Source organism: Enterobacter mori (assembly GCF_025244905.1).
Classification (GTDB): Bacteria; Pseudomonadota; Gammaproteobacteria; order Enterobacterales; family Enterobacteriaceae; genus Enterobacter; species Enterobacter mori_A.
The window spans coordinates 3,566,964-3,580,314 of record NZ_CP104285.1 but is presented as its reverse complement, the minus strand read 5'-3'; the positions used below and the strand labels follow the sequence as shown (position 1 = coordinate 3,580,314).

Annotated in this window: 14 protein-coding genes; 9 read left to right on the top strand and 5 right to left on the bottom strand. The window is 56.2% G+C overall.

What is annotated here, in order from left to right:
- Positions 1-25: 25 nt before the first annotated feature.
- Entirely contained in the window at positions 26-475 is a 450-nt protein-coding gene (gene alaE, locus N2K86_RS16815; protein ID WP_260659357.1) for an L-alanine exporter AlaE, read from the bottom strand.
- A 48-nt stretch (positions 476-523) separates the two neighbouring features.
- On the bottom strand, positions 524-775 hold the full coding sequence (locus N2K86_RS16810) for a hypothetical protein (RefSeq protein ID WP_260659356.1): 252 nt from the start codon (positions 773-775) through the stop codon (positions 524-526).
- A gap of 191 nt (positions 776-966) precedes the next feature.
- On the opposite strand from N2K86_RS16810, the gene stpA reads away from it, so the two are divergent.
- Positions 967-1,371, top strand: a complete 405-nt coding sequence (gene stpA / locus N2K86_RS16805; protein WP_260659355.1) for a DNA-binding protein StpA — start codon at positions 967-969, stop codon at positions 1,369-1,371.
- Positions 1,372-1,409: 38 nt separating this feature from the next.
- On the opposite strand, the gene N2K86_RS16800 is transcribed toward stpA, so the two are convergent.
- Positions 1,410-1,589, bottom strand: coding sequence for a hypothetical protein (locus N2K86_RS16800; RefSeq protein ID WP_260659354.1), 180 nt, complete (start codon positions 1,587-1,589; stop codon positions 1,410-1,412).
- A 221-nt stretch (positions 1,590-1,810) separates the two neighbouring features.
- Here N2K86_RS16800 and N2K86_RS16795 point away from each other — a divergent pair, with 221 nt between their 5' ends.
- Complete coding sequence (locus tag N2K86_RS16795) at positions 1,811-1,969, top strand: YqaE/Pmp3 family membrane protein (protein ID WP_260659353.1); 159 nt, start codon at positions 1,811-1,813, stop codon at positions 1,967-1,969.
- Here the strand turns inward: N2K86_RS16795 and N2K86_RS16790 are convergent.
- A complete protein-coding gene (locus tag N2K86_RS16790; RefSeq protein WP_260659352.1) occupies positions 1,966-2,895 on the bottom strand; it encodes a LysR substrate-binding domain-containing protein in 930 nt (309 codons plus the stop codon). The two genes, N2K86_RS16795 and N2K86_RS16790, sit on opposite strands and share 4 nt — an antisense overlap.
- A 320-nt stretch (positions 2,896-3,215) precedes the next feature.
- Between N2K86_RS16790 and N2K86_RS16785 the strand changes: the two genes are divergently transcribed.
- From N2K86_RS16785 to N2K86_RS16760, 6 genes are all read left to right on the top strand, one after another.
- Positions 3,216-3,821 (top strand): ankyrin repeat domain-containing protein, encoded by a 606-nt coding sequence (locus N2K86_RS16785; RefSeq protein WP_260659351.1) that lies wholly within the window; start codon positions 3,216-3,218, stop codon positions 3,819-3,821.
- Positions 3,822-3,928: 107 nt separating this feature from the next.
- Positions 3,929-5,470, top strand: a complete 1,542-nt coding sequence (gene fdrA / locus N2K86_RS16780; protein WP_260659350.1) for an acyl-CoA synthetase FdrA — start codon at positions 3,929-3,931, stop codon at positions 5,468-5,470.
- On the top strand, positions 5,470-6,885 hold the full coding sequence (locus N2K86_RS16775) for a DUF1116 domain-containing protein (protein ID WP_260659349.1): 1,416 nt from the start codon (positions 5,470-5,472) through the stop codon (positions 6,883-6,885). Before fdrA ends, N2K86_RS16775 begins: the two co-directional genes overlap by 1 nt.
- An 11-nt stretch (positions 6,886-6,896) precedes the next feature.
- Entirely contained in the window at positions 6,897-8,447 is a 1,551-nt protein-coding gene (locus N2K86_RS16770) for a xanthine permease (RefSeq protein ID WP_260659348.1), read from the top strand.
- The gene (locus N2K86_RS16765; RefSeq protein ID WP_260659347.1) at positions 8,444-9,400 is read left to right on the top strand and encodes a carbamate kinase family protein; all 957 of its coding nucleotides are present in this window, start codon (positions 8,444-8,446) and stop codon (positions 9,398-9,400) included. Before N2K86_RS16770 ends, N2K86_RS16765 begins: the two co-directional genes overlap by 4 nt.
- 1 nt (position 9,401) lies before the next feature.
- Positions 9,402-10,781 carry an amidohydrolase family protein gene (locus N2K86_RS16760; protein WP_260659346.1) on the top strand — a complete coding sequence of 460 codons (1,380 nt, stop codon included), beginning with the start codon at positions 9,402-9,404 and terminating at the stop codon, positions 10,779-10,781.
- A 94-nt stretch (positions 10,782-10,875) separates the two neighbouring features.
- On the opposite strand, the gene N2K86_RS16755 is transcribed toward N2K86_RS16760, so the two are convergent.
- Entirely contained in the window at positions 10,876-11,796 is a 921-nt protein-coding gene (locus N2K86_RS16755; protein WP_260659345.1) for a LysR substrate-binding domain-containing protein, read from the bottom strand.
- Between the two features lie 215 nt (positions 11,797-12,011).
- On the opposite strand from N2K86_RS16755, the gene N2K86_RS16750 reads away from it, so the two are divergent.
- Complete coding sequence (locus N2K86_RS16750) at positions 12,012-13,343, top strand: MFS transporter (RefSeq protein WP_260659344.1); 1,332 nt, start codon at positions 12,012-12,014, stop codon at positions 13,341-13,343.
- Positions 13,344-13,351 lie beyond the last annotated feature (8 nt).

Here is a 13,351-nt window from a genome sequence, read left to right as displayed (position 1 = left end):
ACTGGCATGAGCCAGTCGCCCCACCTCATGCTTTCGCCTGGCTGTACTGGCTGACTTTAAACAGACGGCGGCAGTAGTCGAGAAAGTAGCCGTAGACCGCACCCATCAACATCGAAACAACGATATTTGAGCTGACCGCCGCCGCGATTTGATGCCAGTCTGCGCCCACAGTCAGCAGAATAGCCACATAAACCGGGGACTGGAATGTGACATACGCCAGCACGTCGGCCAGATTTTTAACCCAACCTGCCGGGCTAATGCGACGGGCAAAGCGCATAATCACATCGCGATATAATCCGTAAGGCCAGGCAATAACGATGTTGACCGGGATGGCCACCAGACGAGATGAAAGTGACTGCTCGAAGGTCATTCCGGAGAGGAATATTTCAATCAGCATGTTGACGACGGAACAGTAGACTACCATCGCGAAGGTATCCGCTACCGCATGGCGCAGGCGTGATTGCGGTGAGAACATGTCTGAACTCCTTGAGAAGCACAAAAGGTGATGTTTTATCGGTAAATCTTAGTGATTTAGATTGGTTTGTTTGACGCGTATAGCGTATATCTCTGGCTTTGAGCTAGCAACTAGTGATAAATTTTTATTTAATGGCGTTTTTTCCACGAAATGCTCTAAACCTGCCTGTTTTTTGCTCGCTTCGTTATTTTCTCTCCTTGATCTGTTTTTGTATTTAAAAATCAATTGGTTATGTGTAATCCTTTCAAGGGCCGTAACCGCTTCTCTGAGAACCGCGTGATATTCTTCAATTTGGCTCAAAGGTAACCGTATATTTTGATGCGGCAATTAATACCTGAGACGCATGCGCTCTCTCGGCAGAAATATAAATTATTTATTTTAAAATATTTACAAAATTGTCCTGTCGCGCTGATGGGTAGATATTGCGTGCAAAATGAATTATTCTGTCGGCTGATTTCCGGTTTACTCCAAAGAAAAGGTTTTTAATTATTATGTCTTTGACGTTACAGAATCTTAATAATATCCGTACGCTGCGTGCAATGGCACGTGAATTATCCGTCGACATTCTTGAAGAAATGCTGGAGAAGGTCAGGATCGTTGTTGAAGAAAAACAACACGAACAGTCGGAATTGGAGCAGCAACGTGCAGAGCAGCAGGATAAAATTAATGCGTTGCTGGAACGGATGAAAGCCGACGGTATTTCACCTTCCGATCTGCTCGGTACTGAACGCGTGCAGGCGGGCAAACCGGCGAAAAAACGCAAAGTGCGTGAAGCGAAATATCGCTTTATTGATATGAATGGCGAAGAGAAAACGTGGACCGGCCAGGGCCGCACGCCAAAGCCAATTGCCAATGCGCTGGCAAATGGTAAAACACTGGATGATTTCCTGATTTAAGCCTTGAGCCGGGCGGACGTATCCGCCCGGTTACACGATCAGCAGACGCCGAAATCACCCGCTTCGGTATATAACGTCACATCTGCGGCTTTCAGGGTAAATGTCTCGCCCTGTTCATTGCTGGCCTGCACGACCACAATGCTGTCGTCCTTCACGTCGAGCACTTTCAGTTTCGGACCGCCCTGGCGCGGTTGCACATAATCACCGACAGAAAACATAGTACCTCCTCATCGTTTAACGATCTTCACCATAGTCCACGTCCGGTACGGGGCACAAATACTTTCCTCTTTCTACCCCCGAGTGGGGATCGCTTAAGCCAGTGTAAAGAGGGTAAAGGCAGGTAAAAGCGCGAGAGCAGCGTGGCGGCAAACGGTAAACTGACTATGCTTAGAGATAGTCTCTTTTTTATTTTCAATTGGTTAGCTTGCACGGAGTTCTTATGGGTTTTTGGCGTGTTGTTTTTACGATCATCCTTCCGCCGCTGGGCGTATTACTGGGTAAAGGTTTTGGCTGGGCGTTTATTATTAATATCCTTTTGACCCTGCTGGGCTACTTCCCGGGTCTTATTCACGCGTTTTGGGTGCAAACCAAAAGCTAAGCGCGCCAGAGTAAGTCGCTGTAGATCCCGGTCAGCACACCTGCTGGTCCAAACTGCTGTTTGATCCAGCGCGTGACCTGACCGGTTGCCGCATGCTGCGTGGCAAGCAGCATGCGTGAATCCTGACGTGGGTTGTTAATACGTCGCGTCACCAGGAGTCCATCCTCCACCGCCTCTCTCGCCATGTATTCCGGCAAAAAGCCAATCCCTTCCCCCAGGATCTGACACTGGCATTTGGTGTTGAAATCCGGGACCAGAATCGCCTCCTGCCCGTGCAGCAGCCAGCCAACCTTTTTGTTAATGGTATGCGCGGTATCTTCCACCATGATGTTGGGATACAGGCGCAGCTGGCTCTCCGCTATTGGTTCAGGAACAAAGGCGAGCGGATGTTCCGGCGCGATGGCAAAGACCCAGCGAATAGCCCCAATTTCGGTGTAATCAATCCCGCCGCCGTCCAGCAGCGTGTCCGGCGCGCCAATCGCGATATTGGCCTGGTTATTAATGATTGAATCCCAAACGCCGTTATACACCTCGGTGGTGACGGTGATCTGACAGGTGGGAAACTGTTTTTTCAGCACCTGCAGCAGTCGGGCGGTGTGGCGAGGCGTGTACAAAAGCTGATTGATACAGATGCGCACCCTCGCCTCAATGCCCTGTGAAATGGTATCAATCCCGCGCTTGATGGCGTGAAAGTCGTTTAGCAGGTCGGTGGCCTTACGGTAAAAGTAAAAGCCGGACTCGGTCAGCTCGATGCTGCGCGTGTTGCGGACAAACAGCACAACGTCCAGCCCGGTCTCCATGCGCTTAATGGTGTAACTGATAGCGGAGGTTGTCACGCCCAGCTCGGCGGCGGCTTTGCTGAAGCTGCCGAAGCGCGCCGCGGTGGTGAAGGCCAGCAGGTTCTCTTCAGTAAAGATGGAATTCATATCTCACGTCCTTCAGCCATCAGTTTTGAACATATTTTAACAGCGCCGTTACAACGTATTTGAAGCCGGTCACAGTTCTGACTATTTGCTACAAGCCGCACTCAGCAAGGCTTTATCAGGCATAAGCATAATGCAGTATGGCGCGCTAAAAAGCGGTGAAACATAAGAAAAAGGTTGCACAGACGCACGTTTTAGCCGGACTGTTGAATTTACTTCAACAATGAATTGACTGTCGATGAATCATTTTTAAGCGGATTCTTTTATGACCAGGCTGTTGCTATTCTCAGGTCAACAGAAATAAAAACATCGGGAGTCTGAATATGTCTGCGAACGAACTCGTTACTGAATTTCTGCTGGCGGCAGAAGAGGGCAATAGCAATGCGCTAAAAGCCTGTCTGGAGAAAGGCGTGGATATTAACGCCACCAACCGTCAGAAAAGAACTGCGGTTATTATTGCCAGCCTGAAAAAGCACTATTCCTGTGTGGAGTTATTAATTGCCGCCGGGGCGGATATTGATAAGCAGGATCAGACCTGCTTTAACCCCTTCCTGATTAGCTGCCTGACCAACGATTTAACCCTGCTGCGCATTGTGCTTCCGGCGAATCCCGATCTCGACCGCCTGACGCGCTTCGGCGGGGTGGGCATTACGCCTGCCAGCGAAAAGGGCCACGTGGAGATTGTGCGCGAGCTGCTGGAAAAAACCGATATCAATGTCAACCACACCAATTTTGTCGGCTGGACGCCGCTGCTGGAAGCGATTGTGCTCAACGACGGCGGCGCAAAGCAGCAGGAGATCGTCAAGCTGCTGCTGGACAACGGTGCAAACCCGCACATGACCGACAAATACGGCAAAACCCCGCTCGAGCTGGCGCGTGAAAAAGGCTTCGATGCGATAGCCGGCCTGCTGCTGGCGGCAGGCGCATAACGCATTCGGCCAGCTTTTTCCGGCTGGCCGTTAATTCAAAAAGTATTTTTACCGACGTGCATTTTGCACGACGGCGGCCCCCTTTTATCCGCGTTCAGGAGAAAATAATGCCAACGAAAATCGTCATAAAAAAGAATACGTATTTCGATTCGGTTTCCCTCATGTCGGTTTCCACCAAAGCCAATAAATTGCCGGGCGTCGAGCAGGCCTTTGTCGCCATGGCAACGGAAATGAACAAAGGCGTATTAAAAAACCTCGGGCTATTAACGCCGGAATTAGCGGAAGCCAAAAACGGCGACCTGATGATCGTGATTAAAGGCGACGCGGCGAATGATGAAACGCTGGCGGCCATCGAAGCGCTGTTCACCCGTAAAGAGAGCACGGGCTCCCATGAAGCGCGCTACGCCACCATTGCCAGCGCCAAAACCCATCGTCCTGACGCAAACCTCGCGGTGATTTCCGTGAACGGTACTTTCGCCGCCCGCGAAGCGCGCCAGGCGCTGGAAAACGATCTTAACGTGATGCTGTTTTCCGATAACGTATCACTTGACGACGAGCTGGCGCTGAAGCAGCTCGCGCACCAGAAAGGGCTGCTGATGATGGGGCCGGATTGCGGCACCGCCATCATCAACGGCGCCGGACTGTGCTTTGCTAACGCGGTGCGCCGCGGCCCGATTGGCATCATCGGCGCTTCCGGCACCGGCAGCCAGGAGTTGAGCGTGCGCATTCATGAATTCGGCGGCGGCGTGTCGCAGCTGATTGGCACCGGTGGGCGCGATCTGAGCGAGAAAATCGGTGGCCTGATGATGCTCGACGCCATTGAGATGCTGGAAGCCGACGAGGGTACCCAGGTGATTGCACTCATCTCCAAGCCACCGGCCCCCGCCGTGGCGGAGAAAGTGCTGGCCCGCGCCCGCGCCTGCCGTAAACCGGTGGTCGTCTGCTTCCTCGGCCGCAGCGAACCGCCCGCTGATGAAGACGGCCTGCAGTTTGCCCGCGGCACCAAAGAGGCGGCCCTGAAGGCGGTCCTGCTCACCGGCATCAAAAAAGAGTCCCTCGATCTGCATCCGCTCAACTGGCCTTTGATTGAAGAGGTGCGCACCCGCCTGACTTCGCAGCAAAAGTACATTCGCGGCCTGTTCTGCGGCGGCACCCTGTGCGATGAGGCGATGTTCGCGGCGCTGGAGAAATTCGACGACGTCTACAGCAACATTCAGCCGGATCCGGCCAGGCGCCTGAGCGACATCAACGTCAGTAAAGCCCATACCTTCCTCGACTTTGGCGACGACGACTTCACCAACGGCAAGCCGCACCCGATGATCGACCCGACCAACCGCATCAGCCGCCTGCTGCAGGAGGCGCGCGATCCGGAGGTGGGCGTTATCGTGATGGACTTCGTGCTGGGCTTTGGCGCACATGAGGATCCGGTGGGCGTCATGCTCGACGCTATCCATGAGGCGCAGGCGATCGCGAAGGCCGATAACCGTCCGCTTGAGATCCTCGGCTACGTGCTCGGCACCGACCAGGATCCGCAGTCGCTGGCGCAGCAGTGCCAGCGGCTGACCGACGCAGGCGTCATCTGGGCCAGCAGCAGCACCAACACCGGATTACTGGCACGCGAATTTGTCTGCAAAGGGGAGAAAGCATAATGACGACCTTATTCAACCAGCCGCTGAACGTCATTAACGTCGGCATTGCGATGTTCAGCGACGATCTTAAAAAACAGCACGTACCCGTGACCCAACTCGACTGGACGCCGCCGGGGCAGGGCAATATGCAGGTCGTTGAGGCGCTCGACCAGCTGGCGGAAAAACCGCTGGCGGAGAAGATCGCCGCCGCCAACAAGATCGCCCTTGAGCGCATTATTCAGTCCCATCCGGTGCTGGTGGGCTATGACCAGGCCATTAACGTTGTGCCGGGGATGACCCGCACCACCATTCTGCACGCCGGTCCGCCTGTCTCCTGGGAAAACATGTGCGGCGCCATGAAGGGCGCGGTCACCGGGGCGCTGGTGTTTGAAGGGCTGGCGAAAGATCTGGACGACGCGGCAAGGCTGGCGGCTTCAGGCGACATCACCTTCTCGCCGTGCCACGAGCACGACTGCGTCGGCTCGATGGCGGGTGTGACCTCCGCGTCGATGTTTATGCACATCGTTGAAAACAAAACCTACGGCAACCGGGCGTTCACCAATCTCAGCGAGCAGATGGCGAAGATCCTGCGCATGGGCGCTAACGACCAGAGCGTGATTGACCGGCTGAACTGGATGCGCGACGTGCTCGGCCCGATGCTCCGCGATGCGATGAAGATCATCGGTGAAATCGACCTGCGCCTGATGCTGGCCCAGGCGCTGCACATGGGCGACGAGTGCCACAACCGCAACAACGCGGGCACCACGCTTCTTATTCAGGCGCTGACGCCGGGGCTGATCCAGGCGGGCTACCCGGTGGCGCAGCAGCGCGAGGTGTTTGAGTTTGTCGCCAGCAGCGACTACTTCTCCGGCCCGACGTGGATGGCGATGTGTAAGGCCGCGCTGGATGCCGCTCACGGCATTGAGTACAGCACCGTCGTCACCACCATGGCGCGCAACGGCTACGAGTTCGGCCTGCGCATTTCCGGCCTGCCGGGACAATGGTTCACCGGCCCGGCGCAGCAGGTGATTGGCCCGATGTTCGCGGGCTACAGGCCGGAGGACTCCGGCCTGGACATCGGCGACAGCGCCATCACCGAGACCTACGGCATCGGCGGCTTTGCGATGGCGACGGCTCCGGCGATTGTTGCGCTGGTGGGGGGGACGGTGGATGAAGCTATCGATTTTTCTCGCCAGATGCGCGAAATCACCCTCGGCGAAAACCCGAACGTCACCATTCCGCTGCTGTCGTTCATGGGCATTCCGACCGCCATCGACATTACCAAAGTCGCGGGCAGCGGCATTCTGCCGGTGATTAACACCGCCATTGCCCACAAAGACGCGGGCATCGGCATGATTGGGGCGGGCATCGTTCACCCGCCGTTTAGCTGTTTTGAAAAGGCGCTGTTGACCTTCCGCGATCGCTACTTTTTATAAGGCAAGCATCCATGAAAAACATGAAACTGGAGTGGAAAAGAGGTGACTGGGCGGCGTATTTCGGGTTGATGACCAACAACCTGACCAATTTGCTGACCATGATGGGGTTGCTCATTTTTGTCGTCGGCATCCCGAAGGAGATTGTTTATGGACGCATTGCACCGGCCTTCGGGCTGGCGGTGCTGGTGGCGAGTCTTTGCTATACGTGGTTTGGCCTGCAAATGGCGCGCGCCACCGGACGAACGGACGTCACCGCGCTGCCGTCCGGCCCGAGCGCGCCGTCAATTTTTACCGTGACCTTCCTGGTCTTAATGCCGGTTTATCAGCAAACGGGCGATGCGGATTTCGCGATCCAGATTGGCCTGGTGTGGTGCTTCGTGGAGGCGATGATCCTCGCTGGCGGTTCGTTTTTAGGGGAAACCATCCGCAAGATGATCCCGCGCACCGTGCTGCTGTCGTGCCTCTCCGGCCTGGGCCTGCTGCTGCTGGCGATGAACCCCATGCTGCAGGCGTTCGAAGCGCCCACCGTGTCGTTTATCGTCCTGCTGCTGATCTTCATTAACTGGTTCGGTAAAAAGCCGATCTTCGCCCGTATCCCGACCGGCCTGCTGTTGCTGATTGCCGGTACGGCATTAGCGTGGATCTCCGGCCTGCAAAGCCCGGATGCGATTAAAGCGTCCATGTCCTCCTTCGGCTTTAACCCGCCGGAAGTGCACGTGGACAGCTTTATGCAGGGGCTGCCGCACGCGCTGCCGTATCTGGCCTCTGCCGTACCGCTGGGGCTGGCGAACTACATCTTTGACCTGGAGAACATCGAAAGCGCCCACGCGGCGGGGGATGAGTACCCGACCCGCAAGGTCATGCTGGCGAACGGTCTGGCCTCCATGCTCGGCTGCCTGATGGGGAACCCGTTCCCGGTCACCGTCTATGTCGGTCATCCTGGCTGGAAAGCGATGGGCGCCAGCATCGGCTACACGCTGGCTTCCGGCGTGACCATGTTCATCGTGCCGCTGTTCGGGCTGGGAGCCTTTATGCTCGCCATCATTCCGATGACCGCCATCGTGCCGATTCTGGTGTTTATCGGCGTCGTCACCGCCAACCAGGTGGTGAGGGAAACGCCCAAAGTGGAGGTGCCTGTGATCTTTATTTGCCTGTTCCCGTGGATCGCCAACTGGGCGCTGACCATGATGAACAGCGTGATGAGCGCCGCAGGCACCAGCGCGGGGAAAATCGGCACCGACGTGCTGCACAGCAAAGGGATCTACTACGAAGGGCTGATGCATCTCGGTAACGGTGCACCGCTCGCCAGCATGCTCTGGGGCTGTATCGCCATCTTCGCCATTATTAACAAACCGCTGCGCGGGGCTATCGCTGCTGCCGGTGGGGCGCTGCTGGCGCTGTTTGGTGTGATCCATGCGCCGGTGGTGGGCTTTGCCGAAGGCAGTTCGCTGATGTTCATGACGGCCTACCTGATGATGGGCGGCATGTTTGTGGTGAAGCATTTCCTCGATAGCCGGGAAGCGGCGAGCGCTGAAATTACTGTTGCGAAGGAAAACGTATGAAAGAGCTCATGGTCGTCGCCATCGGCGGCAACAGCATTATCAAAGACAACGCCAGCCAGTCGGTTGAACATCAGGCGCAGGCGGTGAAAGCGGTGGCAGACTCCGTGCTGGAAATGCTGGCCTCCGACTATGACATCGTGCTCACCCACGGCAACGGCCCTCAGGTGGGGCTGGATCTGCGCCGTGCCGAAATCGCCCACGAGCGGGAAGGGCTGCCGCTGACCCCGCTGGCAAACTGCGTGGCGGATACGCAGGGCGGCATCGGTTACCTGATCCAGCAGGCGCTCAATAACCGGCTGGCCGCACGCGGTGAGCAAAAAGCGGTCACGGTCGTCACGCAGGTCGAAGTCGATAAAAACGATCCCGGCTTTACGCACCCCACGAAACCGATCGGCGCGTTCTTCAGCGAGGCGCAGCGCGACGAGTTGCAGCAAGCGCACCCGGACTGGCATTTTGTTGAGGACTCAGGCCGGGGATATCGTCGCGTGGTGGCTTCACCCCAGCCGCTACGCATCGTTGAGGCCGACGCCATCAAAACGCTGACGCAAAAAGGCTTCGTGGTGATCGGCGCGGGTGGCGGAGGCATTCCCGTGGTTCGCAGTGAGCAGGGCGACTACCAGAGCGTCGACGCGGTGATTGATAAAGATCTCTCCACCGCGCTGCTGGCGCGCGAGATCCGCGCCGACGTGCTGGTGATCACCACCGGCGTGGAGAAGGTGTGCATTAACTTCGGCAAGCCAAACCAGCAGGCGCTGGACCACGTCAACGTGGCGCAGATGACGCGTTATATGGATGAAGGCCACTTCCCGGCGGGCAGCATGCTGCCGAAAATCGTCGCCTCGCTGGAATTTTTAAAACACGGCGGCAGGCGGGTGATCATCACCTCGCCGGACTGCCTGCCCGCGGCGCTGCGCGGAGAAACCGGCACCCATATCGTTAATGAAGGAAGATAAGATGAGTGAAAACAAAAGCCGTCGCGAGTTTATTAGCCAGAGCGGCAAAATGGTTACCGCCTGCGCGCTGTTTGGCGCGACCGGATCCGTCGCGTATGCTGCTGACTCGGCAAAGCCAACCTGCGAGACCGGCAAACCAATGAACATCACCGCGAAACATTACTACCTGGATAACGTGCTGCTGGAGGCCGGATTCAACTTTGACGGCAGCGTGGCGACCAGCACCCGCACCGAGCTGAAAACGCTGGAAATCAAAGACGGGAAAATCGTCGCCCTGCGCGACAACAACAGCCACGCCGACGCGACCCTGCCGCACTTCGACGCGGGCAAAAAGCTGATGCTCCCGGCGATGCGCGACATGCACATCCACCTGGATAAAACCTTCTACGGCGGCCCGTGGCGCTCCCTGAACCGCCCGGCGGGCACCACGATTCAGGACATGATCCGCCTGGAACAAAAAATGCTGCCGGAGCTACAGCCCTACACCCAGGAACGCGCGGAGGCGCTTATCGACCTGATCCAGTCGAAAGGCTCTACCATCGCCCGCAGCCACTGCAATATTGAGCCGGTTTCCGGCCTGAAAAACCTGGAAAATTTGCAGGCGGTACTGGCGCGCCGCAAAGCGGGTTTTGACTGCGAAATCGTTGCCTTCCCGCAGCACGGCCTGCTGCTGTCTAATTCTGAAACGCTGATGCGCGAGGCGATGCAGGCGGGAGCGCGCTACGTGGGCGGGCTGGACCCGACCAACGTTGACGGCGCGATGGAGAAATCTCTCGATCTGATGTTTCAGATTGCGCTGGACTACGGCAAAGGGGTGGATATTCACCTGCACGAAACCAGCCCGGCGGGCGTGGCGGCGGTGAACTATATGGTCGAAACCGTGGAGAAAGCGCCGGCGCTGAAGGGCAAGCTGACCATCAGCCACGCCTTCGCGCTGGCGACGCTCAACGAGCAGCAGGTGGATGAGATTGCAACCCGCATGGCGGCGCAGCAGGTGACCATCGCCTCCACCGTACCGATTGGTACCCTGCACATGCCGCTGAAGCAGCTGCGTGAGAAGGGTGTGTTCGTGATGACGGGCACCGACAGCGTGATCGACCACTGGTCGCCGTACGGTCTGGGGGACATGCTGGAAAAAGCGAATCTTTATGCGCAGCTCTACATCCGCCCGAACGAGCAGACGCTCTCCCGCGCGCTCGGCATCGCCACCGGCGACGTGCTGCCGCTGAACGACAAAGGCGAACGCGTGTGGCCAAAAGCGCAGGACGACGCCAGCTTCGTGCTGGTGGATGCCTCCTGTTCAGCCGAAGCGGTGGCGCGCATTTCACCGCGCAGCGCGACGTTCCATAAGGGTAATCTGGTCTGGGGGACGGTGGGCTGAGGTGCATTTCTCCCTCTCCCGGTGGGAGAGGGTTGGGGTGAGGGCATCAGGCCGCACGTCTGTCGACCGGGTAAGGCGAAGCCGCCACCCGACGTTACAGGTGATACCCCGACAATCGCAGCTCTCTGTCAATCCACTCGACAAACTGCTGGATCTTCCAGGCGCGCTCGTTCATGTGCGGCATCACCAGATGATGCGCATTAATGGCGATCCCCATCTCATCCGGCAGTACCTGCACCAGCGAACCCTCCTTCAGGTGATCGGTGGCCATCATTTTGCTCTCCAGAATAAACCCCAGCCCCATGCGCGCCGCTTCAAAACTCATATAGGAGCGATCGAAGCTGAGGCTGAAGTTAAGCCACGGCCTGTCGATATTGTGCCAGGCGAACCATTTTTCCCAGTTCACGAGGGTGCTGGTGGACGAGATAAGCGACTGGTGCAGCAGATCGGCGGGGGTACCGATGGGATGTTTTTCCACATACTCTGGTGAGGCCAACACCACCAGCGCGTCATTTTTGATGGTCATTACCCGGTAAGCATCCCAGTCCGGGATGCCGTGGCGGATATCAATATCAATATTGTCTCTGGCGAATTGCAGGTTTTCATACGAGCAGGTGAGATTGATGGTGATATCGGGATATTCGGCGCGAAACTTGCCCAGACGCCGCAACAGCCATGACAGGCCGAAGGTGGGCGAAGAGTGCACGCGAAGTACGGCATTCTCTTTCTCTTTGATGATCTGATCGGTGGCTCGCCCGATGGCGCTCATCGCCGCTGAAACCTCCCGCAGATACTTCTCTCCCGTCGGGGTAAGCTGAACGCCCTTCCCGCTGCGGATGAAGAGTTTTTTGCCCATCCACGATTCCAGCGACGCGATCTGATGACTCACCGCGGAGGGGGTCACGTTGAGCTGCTCTGCCGCCTGATGGATGCTCAAGGCGTTAGCAACGGCGATAAACGCCTGCAAATTTCTGAGCGAGGGCAGCGATAGCGTCTGGCGATCCTGCGCGGGCATAGCCTACTCCTTTCAGGTTTATTGATAAAAAACATACCATTGAGATTACGTGCGGGCAATTTTATCCCGATGTTATTTTTTTGAGCTACATCGCGAATCAAATTTATCTCAGCAATAAATGAGTTTTATTGCATGGTGTTTCATTTATGAGCCGATATATTGACGTTGAACGCAAAATAAAAACGACCCACGTTGTTCGAATAATGAGGTAAGTTATGTCTCGTATAGAACAAGCTGTCCCCTACATAAAGACGAAAAAAACCAATTACCGTTTCGTTGTGCTGGCATTAATTTTTATTGTTTATGCCATTAACTATGCCGACAGAACAAATATTGGCGCCGTACTCCCGTTTATCATTGACGAATTTCATATCAATAATTTCGAAGCCGGCGCTATCGCCAGCATGTTCTTTTTGGGATACGCCCTGAGCCAAATTCCGGCGGGCTTTTTTATCGCTAAAAAGGGCATACGCGGCATGGTGGCGCTGTCGATATTCGGCTTCTCCGCGTTTACCTGGCTGATGGGCACCGCGACCTCCGTTCTGGGTCTGAAGTTTATCCGCCTGGGGCTGGGGTTAACGGAGGGGCCGTGTCCCGTCGGGCTGGCCTCCACCATCAATAACTGGTTTCCGCCAAAGGAGAAAGCCACGGCTACCGGCGTCTACATTGCTGCCACCATGTTTGCGCCGATCCTCGTGCCGCCGCTGGCGGTGTGGATTGCCATGACCTGGGGCTGGCGCTGGGTCTTCTTCTCCTTTGCGATCCCCGGGCTGGTCATTGCCGTTCTGTGGTATCTGCTGGTGCGCACAAAACCGTCCGAGAGCGCATTCGTCTCCAGAGCCGAGCTGGAAACCATTTCTGCCGGTCAGGAGACGCCGGACGCCAGACGGGAAAATATCGTCATTTCACCGCGCTTTGCGCGCCTTGACCGACTGATCCGCGTGCGGGAGTTAGCCCCGGTGAACACGGTGAAAGGCCTGTTTACCTCGAAGAATATTCTCGGTGACTGTCTGGCCTATTTCATGATGGTCAGCGTGCTTTACGGCCTGCTGACGTGGATCCCGCTCTATCTGGTGAAAGAGAAAGGCTTTACGTTTATGAGCATGGGGCTGGTCGCCAGCATGCCGTGCATCGGCGGATTTATCGGGGCGATCTTTGGCGGTTATGTATCCGACAAACTGCTCGGCCGTCGCCGTAAACCGACCATGATGTTTACCGCCATCAGCACCGTGTTGATGATGCTCATTATGCTCAATATTCCGCAAAGTACCGTTGCGGTTTGCGTGGGGCTGTTTTTTGTCGGCCTCTGTCTGAATATCGGCTGGCCTGCATTTACCGCCTACGGCATGGCGGTTGCAGACGGTAAAACCTATCCCATTGCCGCCTCCATTATTAACAGCGGCGGTAATCTCGGCGGATTTGTTTCACCCATGCTGGCAGGTTATCTGCTGGATAAAACCGGCAGCTTTAATTCTGTGTTTATTTATTTCGGTATTTGCGCGGCCATTGGCTTAATGATGATTATGCTGCTGGAAGAGCCGAAATAATAAAAATC

Bases quoted from the DNA above. Each gene is read 5' to 3' on its own strand.
- alaE (WP_260659357.1), bottom strand. From the start codon at position 475: ATGTTCTCACCGCAATCACGCCTGCGCCATGCGGTAGCGGATACCTTC.
- stpA (WP_260659355.1), top strand. From the start codon at position 967: ATGTCTTTGACGTTACAGAATCTTAATAATATCCGTACGCTGCGTGCA.
- N2K86_RS16800 (WP_260659354.1), bottom strand. From the start codon at position 1,589: ATGTTTTCTGTCGGTGATTATGTGCAACCGCGCCAGGGCGGTCCGAAA.
- N2K86_RS16795 (WP_260659353.1), top strand. From the start codon at position 1,811: ATGGGTTTTTGGCGTGTTGTTTTTACGATCATCCTTCCGCCGCTGGGC.
- N2K86_RS16790 (WP_260659352.1), bottom strand. From the start codon at position 2,895: ATGAATTCCATCTTTACTGAAGAGAACCTGCTGGCCTTCACCACCGCG.
- N2K86_RS16785 (WP_260659351.1), top strand. From the start codon at position 3,216: ATGTCTGCGAACGAACTCGTTACTGAATTTCTGCTGGCGGCAGAAGAG.
- fdrA (WP_260659350.1), top strand. From the start codon at position 3,929: ATGCCAACGAAAATCGTCATAAAAAAGAATACGTATTTCGATTCGGTT.
- N2K86_RS16775 (WP_260659349.1), top strand. From the start codon at position 5,470: ATGACGACCTTATTCAACCAGCCGCTGAACGTCATTAACGTCGGCATT.
- N2K86_RS16770 (WP_260659348.1), top strand. From the start codon at position 6,897: ATGAAAAACATGAAACTGGAGTGGAAAAGAGGTGACTGGGCGGCGTAT.
- N2K86_RS16765 (WP_260659347.1), top strand. From the start codon at position 8,444: ATGAAAGAGCTCATGGTCGTCGCCATCGGCGGCAACAGCATTATCAAA.
- N2K86_RS16760 (WP_260659346.1), top strand. From the start codon at position 9,402: ATGAGTGAAAACAAAAGCCGTCGCGAGTTTATTAGCCAGAGCGGCAAA.
- N2K86_RS16755 (WP_260659345.1), bottom strand. From the start codon at position 11,796: ATGCCCGCGCAGGATCGCCAGACGCTATCGCTGCCCTCGCTCAGAAAT.
- N2K86_RS16750 (WP_260659344.1), top strand. From the start codon at position 12,012: ATGTCTCGTATAGAACAAGCTGTCCCCTACATAAAGACGAAAAAAACC.